We start from the raw sequence: 19962 nt of genomic DNA, 5'->3' as shown, positions 1-19962 counted from the left end.
GAGTGGCGTGGCCGACGACGCGACAGGACCCGACGCGCGTCCCCCGTCCACCGGGCGCAGGCTGCACCGCCTGCGCCGGAGGTGGGACCGCGAGGCCGGTGCGTACGACCGCGCCATGGCGGTCGCCGAACGACGGCTCTTCCCGGGCGTGCGGCAGCAGGTGTGCGCGCTCGCGCAGGGCCGCACGCTCGAGGTCGCGGTCGGCACCGGGCTCAACCTCGCCCACTACCCGGCGGCCGTGGTCGCCGCCGGGCTCACGGGTGTGGAGTGGAGCCCGGCCATGCTCGACCACGCCCGACGGCGCGCGGCCGACCTCGACCTCGACGTCGACCTCCGGCTCGGCGACGCACAGGACCTCGACCTGCCCGACGGCGCGTTCGACACGGTCGTGTGCACCTTCTCGCTGTGCGCGATCGCGGACCACGAGGCAGCGCTCGCGGAGATGGCGCGGGTCGTGCGGCCCGGCGGTCTCGTGCTCCTCGCCGACCACGTCGTCTCGACGTCGTGGCCGCTCCGGCTCGGTCAGGCCGTGGCGGAGCTCGTGAGCGTGCCGCTCGCGGGCGAGCACTTCCGCCGCCGGCCGCTGCGCTGGGTCGAGGAGCACGGTCTCGACGTCGAGCGTCACGAGCGGTCGCGGCGCGGCGTCATCGAGTGGGTCGCGGCGCGCACACCCGCTCGACCAGCTCCGTGACCGCGCGGCGGAGCGCGTCTCGCCCCGGTCCGCCGCCGTCGTCGGACGCCAGCGCGGCACGGTCGAACGCCGCGGAGAGCAGGAGCGTCAGCGCGTCGAGCTCGCGGGCGCCGGGACCGTCCGCGCCCGGCACGTCCGCGCCCCGCACGCCAGCGCCGGGGGCGTCCGCGCGCATCGCCGCCTGCAGCCCTTCGCGCAGGGTGCGGCGCGCGTGCCGCGCATCGAGGTCGTCGGCCGCTGCCGCGCCGAGGACGGCCGGGGCGTCGACGAGCAGCAGCCGTGTGCGGCCCGGGACGGCCATCGCGTCGAGGTAGGCGGTGGCGCCGGCCGCGAGCTGCCGGCGGGCCGCGGCCGGGGTGTCCTCCTCGGCCGGGGCCGCGGTCTCGATCTCCCGCGCGACGGCCTCCGCCTCGGCCTCGACGACGGCACGGAACAACGCCTGCTTGTCGGCGAAGTGGTGGTACAGCGCGCCGCGGGTGACGCGCGCGGCGGTCGCGATCCGGGGGGTCGACGTCGCGGCGTACCCCTTCTCCACGAACAGCGCCCGAGCGGCCGAGACGAGCGCCGCCTGCGTGGTGCGGGTCCGCTCCTCGTTGCTGCGCCGGGTGCTGCGGTCCCGCGGTGCCTCTTGCATACCGACAGACTGTACGTCATTCTAGAGAAACAGACAGACTGTATGTGAACCGTCCGGAGCTGCCGGATCTCTCCGGCCCGGGCGCGAGGAGAGGACACCGTCGTGCGCATCACGAGCTGGTACCCGGTGATCATGACCGGCGACGTCGCGGGGACCGCCACGTTCTACGTCGACCACCTGGACTTCCGGCCGCTCTTCACGAGCGACTGGTACGTGCACCTGCAGTCCGTGCACGACGAGTCCGTGAACCTCGCCGTGCTCGACGGCGACCACGAGACGATCCCGGAGAGCGGTCGGGGCCGGGCGGGCGGTCTGCTGCTCAACCTGGAGGTCGAGGACGTGGATGCGGTCCACGCGCGCCTCGTTGACGCCGGCCTCCCGGTCCTGCGGTCGCTGCGCGACGAGGCGTTCGGCCAGCGGCACTTCATCACGGCCGACCCGAACGGCGTCCTCATCGACGTCATCACGCCGATCCCCCCGACGGGCGAGTTCGTCGAGCAGTACGACCCCTCCGTGCTGCCGACGGGGTGACGCTCTCGATGTCACGAACGGACGTCGTCACCGTCCCTCCCCTGGGGGCAGGGAGGCGGCACGTCGGTCCGGTCGAAGGAGAGCAGCATGGCAGCAGCATCGTCCCTTCTGGAGCGTGAGCTCCGGCGCATGGAGGTCATCGAGCGCCGCGAGCAGCTCCGTCTCGTCGGGCGTGTGGCACCGCGCGTCGCGGAGCGGCGCCGGTGGGCCGACGCGCCACGCCGGCAGTCGCCGACGACCGCATCGCGCTGAGTCAGCCGATGGGTTCGCCCAGCCCGGCGAGCCCTCGCGCCCGGAGCAGCACGGCGTCGAGCATGTCGGGCGTGAGCCGTCCCGTGAAGGTGTTCTGCTGGCTCACGTGGAAGCACCCCAGGAGGGTGAGGGTCTGCTCCTGCGCTGCGCCCCCGCCGTCGGGCACGGGTGCACGACGCCGTAGCGTCACCTCCGCGCCGTGCGCGAACCGGGGTCGCGGGCGGGGGACCTCCCACCCCTGCTCGGCGAGCGTCGCGAGCAGCGCCTGCCAGCCGAACCCGCCGAGCACGACGGCGACCCGCACGGTCGCGCCCAGGAACTCGACCTCGCGTGCGAGGTAGGGGCCGCAGCGCTGCCGCTCCGCGGGGAGCGGCTTGTTGTCGGGCGGCGCGCACCGGACGGGCGCGGTGACGCGGACGCCCGTGAGCCGCAGGCCGTCGTCGGCGCTCACGGACGTGGGCTGGTTCGCGAGGCCGGTGCGGTGCATCGCCGCGAAGAGGAAGTCGCCGCTGCGATCGCCGGTGAACATGCGTCCCGTGCGGTTCGCGCCGTGGGCGGCGGGAGCCAGACCGACGACGAGGATCCCCGGCCGGTCGTCGCCGAAGCTCGGGACCGGCCGCGCCCAGTACTCGTCGTCACGGAACGACGCCCGCCGGACGACCGCGACGTGCTCGCGCCACGCGACGAGCCGCGGGCACGCGCGGCACTCCACGAGGTGCGCGTCGAGCGCGTCGAGCGTCGGCGCGTCACGCACCTCGCGAGGGTAGGCGTCGTCGTCGGGCGTCACGCGGCCATCCTCGCCGAGAACGCTCCCCGTCGATCGCCGAGCACGACCTGAGAGTCGTGAACGGGCCGGAAACGGCCCTCAGGTCGTGCTCGGCAGCGAGCGGGTACGTGCTCGGCGTCCCGCGTCAGGCGTGGACGTCCGCCGTGGCGGGCTGCGGGGTCGGCGGCAGCGACGTCGTGCTGTCGACGGGTGCGGCGAACGTGCGACGCACGGCGACGAGGATCGCCCCCGCGACGGCGACGACGCCGAACATCACGGCCGCCATGGTCACCGCGGGCGGTCCGCCCAGCAGGCCCGTGACCGGCGCGATGACCGCCCCGACGCCGAACTGCGCCGCGCCGATGAGCGCCGCCGCGCTGCCCGCCCTGTGGGCGTTGCGCTCCAGCGCGATCGCCGGGACCGACGGCATGACGAACCCGGCCGTGCCGAGCGTGAGCACGATGAGCGGGACGAGCACCGCGAGCCCGCCGCCCGCGAGCGCCGCGACGAGGAGCGCGCCCGACAGGACGAAGCCCGCGGCGATCGCGGCCTGGAGGATCCGCTCGGGCCGGACCCGCCCCACGAGCGCGCCGTTGATCTGCGACCCGGCCGTCACGGAGACGGCTCCGGCGCCGAACACGATCGCGTACTGCTGCGCGGACATCCCGAACGTCTCCTGGAAGACGAACGTCGACGCGGAGATGTACGTGAACATGGCCGCCATGTAGAACCCGGCGATGAGCGCCAGCCCGACGAAGGACCCGTCGGAGAGCAGCGACCCGTACGAGCGCAGGGCGGCGCCCGTGCCACCGGTCCGGCGGCGCTCGACGGGCAGCGACTCGCGCAGGCGCAGGAGCACGACGACGAACAGCACGACCCCGACGCCGGCGAGCGCGACGAACATCGAGCGCCACGTCCACAGGTGCAGGAACTGCGCGCCGATGGTCGGCGCGAGGATCGGCGCGACACCGACGACGAGCATGAGGCGCGCGATGACCTTGCCGATGCGGTAGCCGTCGAACAGGTCGCGCACGATCGCCATGGACAGGACCATGCCCGCCGCGGCGGACAGGCCCTGGACGAACCGCAGTCCCGTGAGCGCCTCGACGGAGCCGGCGAACACGATGCCGACCGACGCCGCGACGTAGACGGCGAGCGACACGAGCAGGGGCAGGCGCCGGCCGACCGCGTCCGAGAGCGACCCGATGAGGAGCTGCCCGAGGGCGAGGCCGGCGAGCGTCGCGGTGAGCGTGAGCTGGACGCGCGACGCGGTGGTGCCGAGCTCGTCGACGATCTCGGGGAACGCGGCGAGGTAGAGGTCGATCGTCAGCGGGCCGACGGCGGTCAGGGCCGACAGCAGGATCACGAGACCCGCGGGGATCCGCTGGTCGCGGGGGAGCCGGGTGCGGCGTGCGGGAACACGTCGTGCGCGATCACGTGCTGAGACGGCCGCCCGGTCGCGTCAGCCCTGCGCGTCGCGCCAGGCCACCCACTCCTTGGTGAGCGCGAGGTCGTAGTCAGGGCCGTCCGTGTCGGTCGTGAACAGCGTCGCGCCGGCGGCGACGAGCTCGTCCGCGACCTCGCTCGGCGGCCGCGAGACCCCGATCGACCGCTCGACGAGCGCACCCGTGTCGCGCCCGACCGCCGCGCCGTGCTCGTCGAGGATCGCGCTCTTGCGCGCGAGGGTCGACGCGTCGCCGAAGGAGTGCCACACGTCGGCGTGCTCGGCGACGAGGCGCAGCGTCTTCCTCTCCCCGCCGCCCCCGATGAGCACGGGGATGTCGCGCGTCGGCGCGGGGTTCTTCGCGGCCCAGCGCGCCCGGATGCGGGGGAGGGCGTCCGCGAGGTCGGCGATGCGCGAGCCCGCGGTCCCGAACTCGTAGCCGTACTCGGCGTAGTCGCGCTCGAACCAGCCGGCACCGATCCCGAGGATCAGCCGGCCGCCCGAGATGTGGTCGACCGTGTGCGCCATGTCGGCGAGCAGGTCCGGGTTGCGGTAGCTGTTGCACGTCACGAGCGCGCCGATCTCGACGCGCTCGGTCTGCTCCGCCCAGGCCGCGAGCATCGTCCAGCACTCGAAGTGCTTGCCGTCCGGGTCGCCGCTGAGCGGGAAGAAGTGGTCCCAGTTGAAGATCACGTCGACGCCGAGGTCCTCCGCGCGCAGCACGGCGTCGCGGATCTGGGCGTAGTCGGCGTGCTGCGGCTGGAGCTGGACGCCGATGCGGAAAGGGTGCTGCGAAGAGGTCATGGGCGGCAATCTACGTCGCCGTCGAGCACGACGCCGCCCGCGGTCGAGCACGACCTGTGGGACGCGAAGGTGCTCAGAACGGCCGTCATGTCGTGCTCGGCGGACCTAGGGTGGGCGCATGAAGCGCCTCGTCGGTGTCCTGGTCGTGCTGGTCGTCCTCGTCGGGGTCGCGGTGGTCGCGGACCGCATCGCCGTGCGGTCGGCCGAGCGTGGGGCCGTCACCGCGTTCGAGCAGGAGGCGGACGACGTGACCGGCGCGCAGATCGACATCACGGGCTTCCCGTTCCTCACGCAGGTCGCGCGCGGCGAGCTCTCGCACGTCACGGGCTCGGCCGACTCGGCGACCTTCGCCGGCTATGCCGTCTCGGACCTCCAGGTCGACGCGCGCGGGGTGGGGACGTCGGAGCCGTACACGGTCGCGTCGGGCACGGCGTCGGGCGTCCTCGCGGAGTCGTCGCTGCAGGAGGCCGTCCAGGAGCAGTCCGACCTCGACGTCACGGTCACCGCCGACGGCGACGTCCTCGCGCTCGGGGTCGACGTGCTGGGCCTGCCCGTCACCGTCGACGTCACGCCCCGCGTCTCCGGTCCCGAGACGCTGGCCGTCGACGTCGAGGCGGTGCGGACAGGTCTGGGCGTCGTGTCGGTCGACGACCTCCCCCCGGGGGTCGCCGGGGCCCTCACCGACCTCCAGATCGCCCTCGACCTTCCCGAGGGCGTCGCGCTCGACTCCGTGGCCGTCGCGGAGGGCGGGGTCCGGGTCGCGGTCACGGGGACCGACATCGTCGCCACGGACCTCGTCGCGTCGTGAGCCCCGGGCGAGGCGCCGCGCGCGGACCCGACCCGGGGACGCCCCCGCTCGACGGCGACCGCGTGCGCGCGGCGCGCCTCGCCGCGCACCGCCTGCGGTCACCCGACCTGCCGGACGTCGCGACCGCCGTCGGGCACCTCGTCGCGGTGCAGGGCCAGGAGTTCCACCCCGCGCTGTGGGGGCTCACGCGCCGGCTCGACCCGGCGGTGCGGCCGGGCGCCGCGGGTGCGGTCGCGGCGTGCGACCGGGGCGAGGTGCTGCGCACGCACGTCCTGCGGCCCACGTGGCACCTCGTCCGGCCCGACGACGCGCGCTGGCTCCTCGAGCTCAGCGCGCCGCGCGTGCACGGGACCAACGGGACGATGTACCGGCAGGTCGGCACCGCGGACCACGCGCGTCAGCGCGACCTCGTCGTCGAGGCCGTGCAGGACCGCCCGTGCACGCGGCGCGAGCTCGCCGCGCTCCTCGCCCAGCGCGACCTCGCGCTGGACGGCATGGCCCTCGGGTACGTCCTCATGGCGGCCGAGCTCGACCGTCAGGTGATCAGCGGCCCGGTGCGCGGGAAGCAGCAGACGTACGCCGCGTTCGACGACCGGGTCCCCGCCGGGTACGGGCCGCTCGGCGCGACGTTCGACCGCGACGCGGCGCTCGTCGAGCTCGTGCGCCGATACCTCGCGAGCCGGGCGTGCGCGACGGTCAAGGACGTCGCGCAGTGGTCGGGCCTCACCCTCACGGACGTGCGCCGCGCGCTGGACCTGCTCGGCGAGGAGGTCGTCGCCGCGCCCGGTGGGGGTGCGCTCGACGGCCTCGTGCTGTGGCGGCTCGCCGACGACGCCGCGGGGGAGCGCGTGCTCGACCCCGAGCGGTATCTCGCCGTCAGGGGCCCCGACGGCCATCCCGGGGGGCCTGTCGTCGACCTCCTGCAGAGCTACGACGAGCTGTTCATGTCCTACGGCGAGAGCCGCGGCGTCGTCGTCGCGCCCGGCGTCGACCTGGGCGACCGGCTCGGGTCGTTCATCCACGGTCTCGCCGTCGACGGCGTGGTCGTCGGGCGGTGGCGGTGGGTCGTCGGAGCGCGTGACGTCGCGGTCGAGACGCAGTGGCGCCGCGACCCGTCCCCGGCGGAGCGTGCGGCGTTCGCGGCGCAGGCCCACGAGGTCGCGACGCACTGGGGTCTCCCGCTGCGCGACGTCACGTCGTAGGGTTTCGGTCGAGCCGTCATGAGGACGGCCGGGCCAGGGGGGCACGATGACGTCGGAGCGACCGGGAGCACCGCCGCAGGGGGCGGCGCGGACACCGTCACGGTCCGGGCTCGTGCTCGCCGGCGGAGTCGTCGTGGTCCTCGCGGGCGTCGCGCTCGCGCTCGGTCCGGCGCTGGCACCGGTTCCTCGCGCCGCGACGGCCGACGAGAGTCCGGCACGGCACGTCCCCGACCCGGAGGTCGAGCCGAGGACCGGCGGGGAGGCTCTCGACCCGCAGCCCGCAGAGCAGGCCCGCCCCGTGCTCCCGACGAACGGCATCCGCGACTGCTCGTCGGCGGACCAGCCGTCGCAGGGCTCCGTGAGGGTCCTCGGCGAGGACGGCGAGGAGTACGAGCACCGGGGCATGGAAGGGCCGTGGAGCAGGTTTCCCGCGGACGAGGAGGGGAACGTCCTCCCGGTCGAGCAGTGGCCCCTGTCGGACCTCGAGCACGCGGTGATCGCCCAGGTCGAGACGACCACCCGCACGGTGCTCATGACCTTCGACCGGCGGACCTGCGCGCCGGTCCCCGACTACGTCGCGCCGTCGCTCGACCACCTGCCGCCGTCCACGGTCGTCGTGCTCGACGTCGAGACCGGTGCGGTGGTCGCGGAGGAGCAGGTCACGCTCGTCGGGGCAGCGTCGGCTCCGTGACCCCCGGCCGGGGTCCGGCACGCACCGCCGTCCCGGGAGGACGACCCCGGTCTCCGCCGAGACGGGGGTCTCCGCCGCGGAACCGGGCGGACGAGAGGCCGAGGCTCGCGTCGAGGCCGCCCAGGCGTGGCAGGGTGGTCCCGTGACGACGCCGACGACGACCCGCACGAGCCGCACCACGAACTGGGCGGGCAACCTCACGTACTCCTCGACGGAGGTCGTGCGCCCGACGACGCCCGACGAGCTCGTCGAGCTCGTCCGCACGTCCCCGCGGATCAAGGCGCTCGGCTCGCGCCACTCGTTCGACGACGTCGCCGACACGACCGGGACGCACGTCGTGCTCGACGCCTACGAGGACGGACGCCCGCCCGTCGAGGTCGACCCGGCGACCGGGGTTGCGTCGATCGCCGCCGGGCTGCGCTACGGCGACGTCACGCGTCACGTCCTGGGCGCCGGGCGCGCGCTCGCGAACCTCGCATCGCTCCCGCACATCTCCGTCGCGGGCTCGGTCGCCACCGCCACCCACGGCTCGGGCGACGGCGTGGGCTCGCTCGCCAGCGCGGTCGTCGGGGTCGAGCTCGTCACGGGCGGCGGCGAGGTCCGCACGCTCCGGCGGGGCGACGCCGACTTCCCCGGCGCCGTGGTGGCGCTGGGCGCGCTGGGCGTCGTCACGCGCCTCGAGCTCGAGACCGAGGCGACGTTCGACGTCCGCCAGGACGTGCACCTCGGGCTGCCGTGGGAGGCGATCACGTCCCACCTCGACGAGATCACCGGCTCCGCGTACTCGGTGAGCCTCTTCACGGACTGGGGGCCCGACGGCGCGCAGCAGGTCTGGCGCAAGACGCGCCTCGCGCCCGGCGAGGAGGGAGCGCCAGGAGACCTCTTCGGCGCGCGGCCCGCGGCGACGCCCGTCCACATGCTCGACGGCATCGACCCGGTGCACTGCACGCCCCAGCTCGGCGAGGCGGGCCCGTGGAACGAGCGCCTGCCGCACTTCCGGCTCGACTTCACGCCGAGCAACGGCGAGGAGCTGCAGTCGGAGTACCTCGTGCCGCGCGAGCACGCGCTCGCGGGCATCGCGGCGCTGCGCGCGCTCGGCCCCCGGGTCGCGCCCCTGCTCCAGGTCTCCGAGATCCGGACCGTGGCGGGGGACCGCGAGCCGCTGTGGCTGAGCCCGTTCGACGGCCCCACGGTCGGCTTCCACTTCACCTGGAAGAACCTTCCCGACGACGTCGCGGCCCTCCTGCCCGACGTCGAGGCCGCGCTCGCTCCCCTCGGCGCGCGCCCGCACTGGGGCAAGCTGTCGCACGCGGTCGCCGCCGGGGCCGCGCCGGAGGCGCTCGCGCGACTTGCGGACGCGTACCCGCACCTCGCCGACTTCCGCGCGCTCGCGGAGCGCTACGACCCGGCGGGGACGTTCCGCGGCGGGTTCGTGGAGCGCCTGCTCGCGCTCTGAGGGTCGGGCGGGCGCGACCGTCCCCGTTCGCGCGCGAACGGGGCCCTCGGTACGGTCGATGCGGACGATCCGGCCCGCCGTCGCGCCTCCGTGCCGACGCGCGAGCCACCGCACGGCATGAGGAGACCTGTGACAGCGACACCGAGCACGACGGGCGGGGCGGCCGCCCAGGACGCTCCGCGCGAGGAGTGGACCGGGCAGGTCGGCTTCATCATCGCGGCGATCGGCTCGGCCGTCGGGCTGGGCAACATCTGGCGCTTCCCGGGTGTGGCGTACGAGAACGGCGGTGGCGCGTTCCTCGTGCCCTACCTGATCGCCCTCCTCACCGCCGGGATCCCGATCCTGTTCCTCGACTACGCGCTCGGGCACCGCTTCCGCGGCTCCGCGCCGACCGCGTTCCGCCGCGTCGCACGCTGGCTCGAGGGCCTCGGCTGGTTCCAGGTGATGATCTGCTTCGTCATCGCGATCTACTACACCGCGGTCATCGCGTGGGCGCTGAGCTTCTTCGTCTTCTCGTTCGACCTGCGCTGGGGCGACGACCCGGCCGCGTTCTTCACCGGCGAGTACCTGCAGCTCGCGGACCCGGGCATCTCCTTCGACTTCGTCCCGGCGGTGCTGATCCCGCTCGTGCTCGTGTGGGTCGTGACGATCGTGGTCCTGGCGGCCGGTGTCGCGAAGGGCGTCCAGCGCGCCAACACCGTCTTCCTGCCGCTGCTCGTCGTCGCGTTCCTCGTGCTCGTGGTCCGCTCGCTGTTCCTCGAGGGCGCGGCCGACGGCCTCGACGCGCTGTTCACGCCCAACTGGGCTGCGCTCGGCGACGCGAACGTGTGGATCGCCGCGTACAGCCAGATCTTCTTCTCGCTGTCCATCGCCTTCGGGATCATGATCACGTACGCGTCGTACCGCAAGCGCCGCGCGAACCTCACGTCGCCGGGCCTCGTCGTCGCGTTCTCCAACTCGTCGTTCGAGATCCTCGCGGGCATCGGCGTGTTCGCGACGCTGGGCTTCCTCGCCCACGAGGAGGGCATCGGCGTCGGCGAGCTCGAGGGCATCAGCGGGCCGATCCTGTCGTTCGTCACCTTCCCGGCCATCGTGTCCGAGATGCCCGGCGGCCCGATCTTCGGCGCCCTGTTCTTCGGCTCGCTCGCCATGGCCGGCTTCACGTCGCTGCTGTCGATCCTCCAGGTGGTCTCCGCGGCGTTCCAGGAGAAGTTCGGCTGGACCCCGCGCGGGGCGGCGACGCGCGTCGGCGTCGTGAGCGCCGTCGTGTCCGTCCTGCTGTTCTCCACGACGACCGGCCTGATCGCGCTCGACACCGCGGACCAGTGGGCCAACAACATCGGCATCGTCGCGTCGGCCGTCCTCACGACGATCCTCGTCGTGTGGGTCCAGCGGCGCGGCGAGGAGCTGCGCTATCACCTCAACGCCGTCTCGACGTTCCAGGTGGGGCGCTGGTGGGTGTGGCTCGTCGGGCTGCTCGCCCCGGTGGTCCTCGGGTACATGCTCGTGTCGCGCATCGTCACGCTGCTGACCGACGGCTACGAGGGGTACCCGGCGTGGTACCTGGCGGTCTTCGGGTGGGGCGCGGTCCTGCTCATCGTGGTGGGCGCCGGGGTGCTCACCGCGATGCGCTGGCGTCGCAGCCCCGACGACTTCGCGGCGTGGCCGCCCTTCCCGCCCGACCGGGCGACGTCGACCCGCCGCGCGGAGCCGGAGGTGACCCGATGAGCACGGAGGCGATCGTCCTGCTGGTGCTCGCGATCGTCGTCGTGTGGGGCGGGCTCGTGGCGAGCGCGCTCGCCCTGCGCGCGCGCTCGGAACGGACGGACTTCCCGCCGGGCGGGGAGGACGACCGCCGCGAGGACGCTGCGCCCCTGGAGCGCGACACGTAGAGCCGGCGCGGCGGCCAGGGCCGCCCGGTTTGGCGTGCGGGGCCCGTCTCCCGCACACTCGTCCCCTGGTGCTGCGCACCGCCGGGTCCTCTGTTCCCCGTACGTCCCCCCACCCCCCGGGTGCCGACGTAACACGACGGAGACGATCGGTGAATACGCTGCCCCTGCCCGGCCCACCCCCGATCGGAGAACCTCATGCGTACGACCTCGCGCAAGCCGTCCCTCACCGGTCTCGTCGCGCTGACCGCGACGAGCGCCCTCCTCCTCACCGCGTGCACCGACGCGTCCCAGACCGGGACCGACGGCAGCACCGCGGGCACGGACGGCGAGTCCAGCGCCGCGCCGTCGTTCGACCCGTCGACCATCGAGGTCGACGACGCGGCGGCCGCGCTGCTCCCCGAGGAGATCGCGTCCGCGGGCGTGCTCACCGTCGGCTCCAACACCGAGTACGCGCCGGCCGAGTTCATCGGCGAGGACGGGCAGACGCCCGTCGGGTTCGACATCGACACGATCAAGGCCGTCGGCGCGACGCTCGGCCTCGAGGTCGAGATCCAGTCGGCCGACTTCCCGGCGATCATCCCCGCGCTCGGCACCAAGTACGACGCCGGCATCTCCTCCTTCACGATCACCGAGGAGCGCATGCAGGAGTCGAACATGATCTCCTTCCTCAACGCCGGCTCCGCGTACGCGGTGGCCTCGGGCAACCCGGACGACATCGACCCGGAGAGCCTGTGCGGCGTCACGGTCGCGGTCCAGACGGGCACGATCCAGGACGAGGACATCGCCGTCCAGAGCGAGGAGTGCGAGACCGCCGGCGAGGAGGCCATCGACATCCTCCAGTACGAGTCGCAGGCCGACGCGACGACGAACCTCGTCGGTGGCAAGGCGCAGGTCATGTACGCCGACTCCCCGGTCATCGGCTACGCCGTCGAGCAGACCGGCGGCCAGATCGAGCAGCTCGGCGACGTGTTCGACGCCGCGCCGCAGGGCATCGTCGTCGCCAAGGACGCCACCGACCTCGCCGCGGCGATCCAGGCCGCGCTCCAGACGCTCATGGACGACGGGACGCTCGTGGAGGTCCTCGACGGCTGGGGCTCCGGCGACGCCGCGCTCGAGACCGCCGAGATCAACCCGTCGGTCGGCTGACCCTGCCCTGACCGCGCCGGTCGCGGGCCCCGGAAGCAGATCGGGGCCCGCGACCGGCACACTGGTCGTCGGCGGGCGCGAGGACGCACCCGCCGCGGCCGCTCGGTGACCCGAGCCCGAACCCCGAGGTGGACCCATGGCCCTGCCCGGACCGAACGCCCCGCACCGCGCCGACGACGCGTCGTCCGACCGGTCGACCGATCCTGCGCCCGACGCGTCGACCGACCCGGTCCCCGACCGGATCCACGCGCGGCCGGTGCCGCGGCCCGGCCGGTGGATCTCGGCCGTCGTGCTGCTCGTCCTCGCCGCGATGGCGGTGCACGGCCTCGTGACCAACGAGAAGTTCCGCTGGGACGTCGTGTGGCTGTACCTGCGCGACGTCAACGTCATCCGCGGCGTCGGGTGGACGCTCGTCCTGACGTTCGGCTCGATGGTGATCGCCATCGTGCTCTCCGTCGGCCTCGCGGTCATGCGACGCTCCGACAACCCGGTGATGCGCTCCGTGAGCTGGGCGTACATCTGGTTCTTCCGCGGGACGCCGATCTACACCCAGCTCGTGTTCTGGGGCCTCCTCGCGGTGCTCTACCCGCGGCTGAGCCTCGGCATCCCGTTCGGACCCGAGTTCTTCGAGTTCCGCACGCAGGACGTCATCACCGCGTTCTGGGCCGCGCTGCTCGGGCTCGCGCTCAACGAGGCGGCGTACCTCGCGGAGATCGTGCGCGCCGGCCTCGGGTCGGTGGACCCCGGGCAGAGCGAGGCGGCGCGGGCGCTGGGCATGAAGGACCGCAAGATCCTCACGCGCGTCGTGCTGCCGCAGGCGATGCGCGTCATCGTGCCCCCGACGGGCAACGAGACGATCTCGATGCTCAAGACCACGTCCCTCGTGCTCGCCGTGCCGTTCACGCTCGACCTCACGTACGCGACGAACGCGATCGGCAACCGCACGTTCCTGCCGATCCCGCTCCTCATGGTCGCGGCGTTCTGGTACCTGCTCATCACGAGCATCCTCATGATCGGCCAGTACTACATCGAGCGGTACTACGGCCGCGGGTTCGGCGACCAGGCCGGTGCCCGACGACGCGGCGGCGGCCCGGGCGGGCGGCGCCGCCGGGGCAGGCCCAGCAAGCAGGAGCTCATCGCGGCCTCCCGCACGACCAAGGACGACCCCTTCCTGGAGGTGACCCCGTGAGCGGGACGGACGGCACGGCAGCGGGCACGACGTCGAGCACGGGGCCGACCCGGCGGGACGACGCGCCCATGGTGCAGGTCGAGGGCCTGCACAAGATGTTCGGCGACCTGCACGTCCTGCGCGGCGTGGACCTCGACGTGCCGCGCGGTTCGGTGTGCGTCGTGCTCGGGCCCTCGGGCTCCGGCAAGTCCACGCTCCTGCGGTGCGTCAACGAGCTCGAGGAGATCACGGGCGGGCGCATCCGCGTCGCGGGAGAGCTCATGGGCTACCGCGAGGTCACGAAGAACGGGCGTACCGTGCTGCACCGCCTGCACCCGCGGGTCGTCGCGCGCCAGCGCGCCCGGATCGGCATGGTGTTCCAGCGCTTCAACCTGTTCCCGCACATGACGGCGCTCGAGAACGTCATGGAGGCGCCCGTCCAGGTGCGCGGGCTCAGCAGGGCGGAGGCGCGGGCCCGCGCGAACGAGCTGCTCGAGCGCGTCGGCCTCTCCGACCGCGCCGACCACTACCCGGCGCAGCTCTCGGGCGGTCAGCAGCAGCGCGTCGCGATCGCGCGGGCGCTCGCGATGGACCCGGACCTCATGCTGTTCGACGAGCCGACGTCCGCGCTCGACCCCGAGCTCGTCGGCGAGGTGCTCGCCGTCATGCGCGACCTCGCGCGCTCCGGCATGACGATGATGGTCGTCACGCACGAGATCGGGTTCGCGCGAGAGGTGGCCGACACCGTCGTCTTCATGGACGAGGGCGTCATCGTCGAGCAGGGCACGCCCGACCAGGTGCTCGGCGACCCGCAGCACGAGCGCACGAAGGGGTTCCTCGCGCACGTGCTGTAGGGAGCGGGGTCAGGAGGCCCGACGGCGCGGCAGGACGGGCACGTCCTCCGACGGGACGATCCGGGGTTCGAGGCCGACCGGACGGGCGACCGTCACCATCTCTCCGCTGAGCGCCCGGCCCAGGTGGAGGAGCGGGAGCTGGTTCTCGTGCTCGACGACGAGGGCGTCGAAGATCGGGGTCTCGCTGTCACTGGTTCTGGTGTCGGTCCTGCGCACCCGACAACTCTCCGTGATGGGCGTGAAGGGCGCGACCGGAAGCGGTGACGTGTCGGTGACGACGTCGTGCGCAACCGTGCAGGGGCCACCGTCGCCGGGTGGCGGTCCGGGCCGGGGCGCGGTTCGATGGGCGCGTCCCCCGCGCCCGGGATCCACGGGAGGTCCGATGAGCCTCGCCCCGATCGTCCACGAGCTGCGTCTCGCGTGCCCCGTCGACACCGCGTTCGACACGTACGCGCGGCGCATGGGCGAGTGGTGGCCGCCGCAGTACACGGCGCACGCCGCGACGTTCTCGGGCCTCGCCGTGGAGCCGGTCGTCGGAGGCCGGCTCGTCGCGTCGTACGGCGCGGTCGAGCACGAGTGGGGGCGCGTCACGCTCTGGGAGCCGACGGCGCACCTCGCCCACACCTTCACGCTCGCCCAGCCGTCGGGCCGGGAGTCGCTCGTGCGGGTGGACCTGCGCGCGACGCGGCACGGCACGGCCGTGCGCGTCGAGCACGGCGGGTGGGCGCAGGGGACCGAGGGCGTCCGTGCCCGGTTCACCGACTGGCCGCTCATCCTCAGCCGGTACGCGTTCCTCGCAGAGCACCCCGACCCGGAGAAATAGGCTCAGCCCCAGCTGCCGAGGTCGCCCCAGGACCAGCCGGAGTCCTCGCCGTCCTCGTCCTGGTCGCCGTTCCCGTCCTGGTTGCCGTTCCCGTTCTGGTCCCGGTTCTCCCGGTCGCGCCGTTCGCGCTCTGCCGTCGCGTCGTCGAGCTCCTTCTGGCGGGTGGCGGCATCCTCCTCGGCCTTCGCCACCGCGGCCTCGCGCTCGGCGAGACCGGCCTGTGCGGCGTCGACCTCCGTGCGCTGCGCCTCCAGGTCCGCGCGCTCGGTCTCGAGCTGCTCCCGCTCCGCCTCCACCTCTGCCTGCACGCGCTCCGCCTCGGCCGTCGCCTCCTGCGCGGCGCCCTGCGCCGACAGCGTGAGACCGATGCCGACGAGCAGGCCCAGCGCGAGGCCCGCGAGCCCGACCGCGCTCGGTACGAGCCAGCGCCGTCCCCGGTCGGGGGTGTGGTCGTCGTCGTCGGCCGCAGGGAGCGACAACGGACCGAGCGGAGCCGCCGCTCCGCGCGCGGCCGGCACCGAGGGCGCCGGGGGCGGCGACGTGGCGGCGAGGCCGGCGAGGCTCGGCAGGACCATCGTCGAGCTCGCGACCGGGTGCGCTGCGTCGTCGGCGACGACGGGCACGGGGCCGGACGGGCGCTCCCGCAGCGACCGACGACTCGGCGGGACGTCTGCCCGCACCGGCTCCGGGGCGGGCGGCGCGGGGATCTCGTCGACCCAGAACACCCACCCGGGCGGCGCCGGGGGCCACGACGGGTCCGGGTGCCAGTCGGTCGTCGGCGTGAAGCCTGGCGGGACCGACCAACCGGGGGGCGGCGTGAACCGCACGGCCATGGGACCTCCTTCGACGGGCGCCGGTCGGCGCGATCGACGGGAACACTATGCTGCAGCGGGCTTCCGCGGGACGAATCGCCCGTCCCGCCGCGGGGTGGCCCGGATGCGGTCCAGGGGCGCGCGCCGCATAATCTTGCGCGATGAGACCCGACTGGTTCGCGCGCGCGACCGCGACCACGAGCACGGGTTCCCTCGCCGGGGAGGTCGACTGGTCGGCCACGCCCCTCGGCCGGCCCTCGACGTGGCCGCACGGGCTCCGGGCGGCGTTCGTGCTGTGCTTCAGCACCCGCTTCCCCGTGATGCTGACGTGGGGGCCCGAGCTGACGATGATCTACAACGACGGCTACCGGGAGATGCTGGGGAGGGACAAGCACCCCGCCGCCATGGGAGCGCCCGCCCGGGCGGTCTGGGGCGAGATCTGGGACGACATCGGGCCGCTGTTCGACCAGGTGCTGGCGTCGGGCCGTCCCACCTGGACCGTCGACGCGAAGCTCCTCATGGAGCGATCCGGCTACGTCGAGGAGACCTACTTCACGTTCTCCTACAGCCCGCTCGAGGACGACGACGGCGTCGTGCGCGGCGTGCTCGACATCGCCACGGAGACGACGGACCGCGTGGTCGACCGTCGTCGGATGCTGCTGCTGAGCCGGCTCTCGCTCGCGCTGCAGGACCGGACGCACCGGGTCGACGAGCTGGCCCGGACCTTCGTCGACGAGGTCGCCACGAGCGCCGACCTCGTCGGGGCGGAGGTGTGGGCGCGCAGCGGGGAGGGCGAGGACGTCGTCGTCGTCGCAGCGACGGCCGAGCGGCCCGCCGCCTACCGGGCGCCGTCGTCCGACCCGGCTCCCACGGCCACGGGCCCGTTGCGCGCGGTCGCGCGCGAGGTGCTGGAGGACGGCGTCGCGCGCACGCTCGGCGCGACGCTCGTCGCGCCCCTGCACGGGCCGGGTACCGCTGCGCCGCTCGGCGTCGTCCTGCTGGAGGCCGTCCGGACGCGTCCGGTCGACGCCGCCGCGCTCGACTTCCTGCGCCTGGTCGCCGCCACCCTCGCCTCGGCGGTGCGCGACCGGGTGGGGCACGAGCGCGAGGTCCGCGAGGCGCGCGCGGCGAGCGAGGCCTTCCAGCTCGCGATGCTGCCCCCGCAGCTCACCACCTCGCGATGGACGACGCGCTACCAGCCCGCCGACGACCGGTACGCGGTGGGCGGCGACTGGTACGACGTCGTGCCGCTCGGGGACGGGCGGTGGGGCGTGCTCGTCGGCGACTGCGTCGGGCACGGGCTGCACTCCGCCGCTCGCATGGGCCAGCTCCGCAGCGCGGGGCGCGCGCTCCTGCTCGACGACCAGGGACCTGCCGCGACGCTCGCGGCGCTCGACCGGTTCGCCGCGGAGCTGCCGGGCGCCGAGTACACGACGGTGCTGTGCGGCGTCGTCGACGAGACCACGGGCACGCTCACGTGGTCGTCCGCGGGTCACCCGCCCGGGCTGGTCGTGCGCGACGGCGCGGCACACTGGCTCGCCGGAGGTCGGGGCGCCCCGCTCACCCTCGCGACGTCCGCGGGCCGCACGGAGACCAGCACCGCGCTCGAGGCGTCCGACGTGCTCGTCCTCTACACCGACGGGCTCGTCGAGCGTCGTGGCGAGAGCCTGCGCGAAGGGCTCGCGCGACTCGCGGACGTGGCGTCGCGGACCGTGCGCGAACGCCCCGCCACCGAGGTCGCCGACGCGCTGCTCGTCCGGCTCGTCGGGGACGCGGCGCGCGACGACGTGGCGGTCGTCGTGTACGCGGTGCCGGAACACGTGGCGACCGGCGCCGAGGCGGTCACCGGACGGCGCGGCGTCGACGGACCGGCCGGCGGGCAGGACGGTGTCGAGGGCGTGATCGACGCGGCGGCCGGCGTGGGTGGCCGCTGGTAGAACGGGCAGCAGCCGGGACGACCGGCTCGCCGGCCGCTCACCAGCACGCCGGCGCCGTCCGAGCACGGAGGTGCGCGTGTTCCTGGTCGACGAGCCGACGAGCGGCGCCGTGCCGGGCGGAGCGCCGGCGACCGGGGTGACGACGACCGGTGTGACGACGACCGCCGTCGTGCACTCCGCGAGCGACCTGGTCGTGGCCGCAGGGTGCGAGTACCGGCTCCTGAGCCGCCTCGACGAGCAGCTCGGTCGCGCGCCCCGGCGCGAGCACGCCCAGGACGTCATGCTGGACCGCGCCGCGACCCTCGGCCGACGGCACGAGGACGCGGTCCTCGCCGACCTCGAGGCACGCCACGGCGCGTACGACCCGGCGACCGGCCGCGGGGTGCTGCGGATCGATCCGCCGCGGCACGGCTCCTGGGACGACCTCGTCGCAGCGCACCTCCGCACGCTCGCCGCGGTCGAGGGCGGCGCGGACGTCGTGCACCAGGCGGCGTTCTTCGACGGCACGTTCCACGGCCGGGCCGACTTCCTCGTGCGGGTCCCCGAGCCCGACGACGCGGGCGGTCCCGCACGGCGCGCCGGGAAGCCCCCGCGGTACACCGTCATGGACGCCAAGCTCGCGCGCCGCGCGAAGGTGCCCGCGCTCCTGCAGCTCGCCGCGTACGCCGACCAGCTCCTCGCGGCGGACGTCCCCGTCGCTCCCGAGGTCGTGCTCGTCCTCGGCACGCGCTCCCGCAGCACCCACCGGCTCGCCGACCTCCTGCCCGTGTTCCGGGCGCGCCGGGACCGCCTGCTGCGGCTCACCGACACGCACCTCGCGCGCGACGGGCGTGCACCCTGGGACGACCCCGAGGTCCGCTCCTGCGGGCGCTGCGACGCGTGCCGCGAGCAGGTCGAGGCGCGGCGCGACGTCCTGCTCGTCGGCGGCGTGTACGAGCGGCAGCGCACGCTCCTGAACGCGGCCGGCATCCGGACCGCCGACGAGCTCGCCGCCGCGACGGAGCCCCCGGCAGGGATGACCGCGTCGTCGTTCCGGCGCGTCCGCGACCAGGCGGCCCTCCAGCTCGGCACCGGCGCCGCGGACGGGACCGTCGTCTGGGCGGACGCGTCCGGCCCGCGCGAGCTCTCGTGGCGCATCGACGACCCCGCGCCCGTCCACGCGCTCCCTACGCCCAGCGCGGGCGACCTCTTCTTCGACTTCGAGGGCGACCCGCTGTGGGTGGACGCCGACGGCACGAGCTGGGGCATCGACTACCTCTTCGGCTGGGTCGAGCGACCCGTCGACCCGGAGGGTCCTCCGCCCTCCCACGCGCTGTGGGCGCACGACCTCGCGTCCGAGCGCGACGCGCTCGTCGCGTTCGTCGACCACGTGAACGCGCGGCGCCGCGAGCACCCGGACCTGCACGTCTACCACTACGCCGACTACGAGAAGTCCCACCTGCTGTCCATCGCCGCGCGGCACGGCGTGTACGAGGAGGAGGTCGACGACCTGCTGCGGGACGGCGTGCTCGTCGACCTCTACGCGGTCGTGCGACCGGCTCTGCGCATCTCCGACCCGTCCCGTTCGCTCAAGAAGCTCGAGCCGCTGTACATGGGCGACGAGCTCCGCGGCGGCGACGTGAAGGACGCCGCGGCGTCGATCGTGGCCTACGCCGAGTACACCGGCCTGCGCGATGCCGGCCGGCACGAGGAGGCCGACGAGCTGCTCCGCGGGATCGAGGACTACAACCGCTACGACTGCGTGTCGACGTTGCGGTTGCTCGAGTGGTTGCGGTGGGCCGTCGCTCGGTCCGCGTCCGGGTCCGAGGCCGTGGCCGGGTCGGGTGCGGGGCCGGAGGAGGCGCGCGCCGTCTACCATCCGCGTCCTCGTTCCTCGGACGCTCCCGCCAGGCCCGCCACGACGGCGCGCGCCTCCTCCGACCCCGCTGCGGACGTCACCTCGGCCGGTGGGTCGGTGGGCGAGGCGACGGCCGGTGGTGGGTCCGCGAGTGGCTCCGGTGACGGTGTCGCCCCCTCCGGTGGGTCGGTGGGCGGGGCGACGGCCGGTGGTG

21 protein-coding genes are annotated in these 19962 nt (G+C 74.3%); 15 read left to right on the top strand and 6 right to left on the bottom strand.

What is annotated here, in order from left to right; translation table 11 throughout:
* The first annotated feature begins 7 nt into the window (after positions 1–7).
* A complete protein-coding gene (locus NFS20_RS15415) occupies positions 8–691 on the top strand; it encodes a class I SAM-dependent methyltransferase (RefSeq protein ID WP_251152691.1) in 684 nt (227 codons plus the stop codon).
* Here NFS20_RS15415 and NFS20_RS15410 read toward each other — a convergent pair.
* Positions 645–1325 (bottom strand): TetR/AcrR family transcriptional regulator, encoded by a 681-nt coding sequence (locus NFS20_RS15410; RefSeq protein WP_251152690.1) that lies wholly within the window; start codon positions 1323–1325, stop codon positions 645–647. The two genes, NFS20_RS15415 and NFS20_RS15410, sit on opposite strands and share 47 nt — an antisense overlap.
* Positions 1326–1427: 102 nt before the next feature.
* Between NFS20_RS15410 and NFS20_RS15405 the strand changes: the two genes are divergently transcribed.
* Both NFS20_RS15405 and NFS20_RS15400 read left to right on the top strand, forming a co-directional pair.
* Entirely contained in the window at positions 1428–1856 is a 429-nt protein-coding gene (locus NFS20_RS15405) for a VOC family protein (protein WP_251152689.1), read from the top strand.
* 87 nt (positions 1857–1943) lie between these two features.
* Positions 1944–2108: a hypothetical protein gene (locus NFS20_RS15400; protein WP_251152688.1), complete on the top strand. Its 165-nt coding sequence runs from the start codon at positions 1944–1946 to the stop codon at positions 2106–2108.
* A gap of 1 nt (position 2109) precedes the next feature.
* Here NFS20_RS15400 and NFS20_RS15395 read toward each other — a convergent pair whose 3' ends face one another.
* From NFS20_RS15395 to NFS20_RS15385, 3 genes are all read right to left on the bottom strand, one after another.
* Entirely contained in the window at positions 2110–2895 is a 786-nt protein-coding gene (locus NFS20_RS15395; RefSeq protein ID WP_285821139.1) for a uracil-DNA glycosylase, read from the bottom strand.
* Positions 2896–3019: 124 nt separating this feature from the next.
* Entirely contained in the window at positions 3020–4240 is a 1221-nt protein-coding gene (locus NFS20_RS15390; RefSeq protein WP_251152687.1) for a multidrug effflux MFS transporter, read from the bottom strand.
* Between the two features lie 96 nt (positions 4241–4336).
* Positions 4337–5122 (bottom strand): LLM class F420-dependent oxidoreductase, encoded by a 786-nt coding sequence (locus NFS20_RS15385; RefSeq protein WP_251152686.1) that lies wholly within the window; start codon positions 5120–5122, stop codon positions 4337–4339.
* 118 nt (positions 5123–5240) lie between these two features.
* Here NFS20_RS15385 and NFS20_RS15380 point away from each other — a divergent pair, with 118 nt between their 5' ends.
* From NFS20_RS15380 to NFS20_RS15340, 9 genes are all read left to right on the top strand, one after another.
* On the top strand, positions 5241–5930 hold the full coding sequence (locus NFS20_RS15380) for an LmeA family phospholipid-binding protein (RefSeq protein WP_251152685.1): 690 nt from the start codon (positions 5241–5243) through the stop codon (positions 5928–5930).
* The gene (locus tag NFS20_RS15375; RefSeq protein ID WP_251152684.1) at positions 5927–7132 is read left to right on the top strand and encodes a DNA glycosylase AlkZ-like family protein; all 1206 of its coding nucleotides are present in this window, start codon (positions 5927–5929) and stop codon (positions 7130–7132) included. Before NFS20_RS15380 ends, NFS20_RS15375 begins: the two co-directional genes overlap by 4 nt.
* A gap of 46 nt (positions 7133–7178) precedes the next feature.
* A complete protein-coding gene (locus tag NFS20_RS15370) occupies positions 7179–7823 on the top strand; it encodes a hypothetical protein (RefSeq protein WP_251152683.1) in 645 nt (214 codons plus the stop codon).
* A 142-nt stretch (positions 7824–7965) separates the two neighbouring features.
* Entirely contained in the window at positions 7966–9279 is a 1314-nt protein-coding gene (locus tag NFS20_RS15365) for an FAD-binding protein (RefSeq protein WP_251152682.1), read from the top strand.
* Between the two features lie 129 nt (positions 9280–9408).
* Positions 9409–11007 carry a sodium-dependent transporter gene (locus NFS20_RS15360; RefSeq protein ID WP_251152681.1) on the top strand — a complete coding sequence of 533 codons (1599 nt, stop codon included), beginning with the start codon at positions 9409–9411 and terminating at the stop codon, positions 11005–11007.
* Complete coding sequence (locus tag NFS20_RS15355) at positions 11004–11171, top strand: methionine/alanine import family NSS transporter small subunit (protein WP_251152680.1); 168 nt, start codon at positions 11004–11006, stop codon at positions 11169–11171. The genes NFS20_RS15360 and NFS20_RS15355 overlap by 4 nt, the downstream gene beginning before the upstream one ends.
* Before the next feature lie 195 nt (positions 11172–11366).
* The gene (locus NFS20_RS15350) at positions 11367–12317 is read left to right on the top strand and encodes an ABC transporter substrate-binding protein (RefSeq protein ID WP_251152679.1); all 951 of its coding nucleotides are present in this window, start codon (positions 11367–11369) and stop codon (positions 12315–12317) included.
* A 136-nt stretch (positions 12318–12453) separates the two neighbouring features.
* Complete coding sequence (locus NFS20_RS15345) at positions 12454–13506, top strand: amino acid ABC transporter permease (protein WP_251152678.1); 1053 nt, start codon at positions 12454–12456, stop codon at positions 13504–13506.
* Between the two features lie 68 nt (positions 13507–13574).
* Complete coding sequence (locus tag NFS20_RS15340) at positions 13575–14339, top strand: amino acid ABC transporter ATP-binding protein (RefSeq protein ID WP_251153031.1); 765 nt, start codon at positions 13575–13577, stop codon at positions 14337–14339.
* A gap of 9 nt (positions 14340–14348) precedes the next feature.
* Here NFS20_RS15340 and NFS20_RS15335 read toward each other — a convergent pair whose 3' ends face one another.
* Positions 14349–14555: a hypothetical protein gene (locus tag NFS20_RS15335; RefSeq protein WP_251152677.1), complete on the bottom strand. Its 207-nt coding sequence runs from the start codon at positions 14553–14555 to the stop codon at positions 14349–14351.
* A gap of 166 nt (positions 14556–14721) precedes the next feature.
* Between NFS20_RS15335 and NFS20_RS15330 the strand changes: the two genes are divergently transcribed.
* Positions 14722–15162 (top strand): SRPBCC family protein, encoded by a 441-nt coding sequence (locus NFS20_RS15330; protein ID WP_251152676.1) that lies wholly within the window; start codon positions 14722–14724, stop codon positions 15160–15162.
* A 2-nt stretch (positions 15163–15164) separates the two neighbouring features.
* Here NFS20_RS15330 and NFS20_RS15325 read toward each other — a convergent pair whose 3' ends face one another.
* Positions 15165–15995 carry a DUF1090 domain-containing protein gene (locus tag NFS20_RS15325; RefSeq protein ID WP_251152675.1) on the bottom strand — a complete coding sequence of 277 codons (831 nt, stop codon included), beginning with the start codon at positions 15993–15995 and terminating at the stop codon, positions 15165–15167.
* A gap of 140 nt (positions 15996–16135) precedes the next feature.
* Between NFS20_RS15325 and NFS20_RS15320 the strand changes: the two genes are divergently transcribed.
* Positions 16136–17911: a SpoIIE family protein phosphatase gene (locus tag NFS20_RS15320; protein WP_251152674.1), complete on the top strand. Its 1776-nt coding sequence runs from the start codon at positions 16136–16138 to the stop codon at positions 17909–17911.
* Between the two features lie 76 nt (positions 17912–17987).
* Positions 17988–19962, top strand: a 1975-nt coding sequence (locus NFS20_RS15315) for a TM0106 family RecB-like putative nuclease (RefSeq protein WP_251152673.1), incomplete at its 3' end; no start/stop codon positions are given.

It is taken from the genome of Cellulosimicrobium sp. Marseille-Q4280 (assembly GCF_943181405.1).
Classification (GTDB): Bacteria; Actinomycetota; Actinomycetes; order Actinomycetales; family Cellulomonadaceae; genus Cellulosimicrobium.
The sequence above is the reverse complement of the archived record's forward strand: the minus strand, read 5'-3'. Positions and strand labels throughout refer to the sequence as shown.

Excerpts from the sequence above, each read along its gene's own strand:
- NFS20_RS15350 (WP_251152679.1), top strand. The coding sequence starts at position 11,367 with ATGCGTACGACCTCGCGCAAGCCGTCCCTCACCGGTCTCGTCGCGCTG.
- NFS20_RS15345 (WP_251152678.1), top strand. The coding sequence starts at position 12,454 with ATGGCCCTGCCCGGACCGAACGCCCCGCACCGCGCCGACGACGCGTCG.
- NFS20_RS15380 (WP_251152685.1), top strand. The coding sequence starts at position 5,241 with ATGAAGCGCCTCGTCGGTGTCCTGGTCGTGCTGGTCGTCCTCGTCGGG.
- NFS20_RS15385 (WP_251152686.1), bottom strand. The coding sequence starts at position 5,122 with ATGACCTCTTCGCAGCACCCTTTCCGCATCGGCGTCCAGCTCCAGCCG.
- NFS20_RS15400 (WP_251152688.1), top strand. The coding sequence starts at position 1,944 with ATGGCAGCAGCATCGTCCCTTCTGGAGCGTGAGCTCCGGCGCATGGAG.
- NFS20_RS15325 (WP_251152675.1), bottom strand. The coding sequence starts at position 15,995 with ATGGCCGTGCGGTTCACGCCGCCCCCCGGTTGGTCGGTCCCGCCAGGC.
- NFS20_RS15355 (WP_251152680.1), top strand. The coding sequence starts at position 11,004 with ATGAGCACGGAGGCGATCGTCCTGCTGGTGCTCGCGATCGTCGTCGTG.
- NFS20_RS15330 (WP_251152676.1), top strand. The coding sequence starts at position 14,722 with ATGAGCCTCGCCCCGATCGTCCACGAGCTGCGTCTCGCGTGCCCCGTC.
- NFS20_RS15370 (WP_251152683.1), top strand. The coding sequence starts at position 7,179 with ATGACGTCGGAGCGACCGGGAGCACCGCCGCAGGGGGCGGCGCGGACA.
- NFS20_RS15410 (WP_251152690.1), bottom strand. The coding sequence starts at position 1,325 with ATGCAAGAGGCACCGCGGGACCGCAGCACCCGGCGCAGCAACGAGGAG.
- NFS20_RS15320 (WP_251152674.1), top strand. The coding sequence starts at position 16,136 with ATGAGACCCGACTGGTTCGCGCGCGCGACCGCGACCACGAGCACGGGT.
- NFS20_RS15340 (WP_251153031.1), top strand. The coding sequence starts at position 13,575 with ATGGTGCAGGTCGAGGGCCTGCACAAGATGTTCGGCGACCTGCACGTC.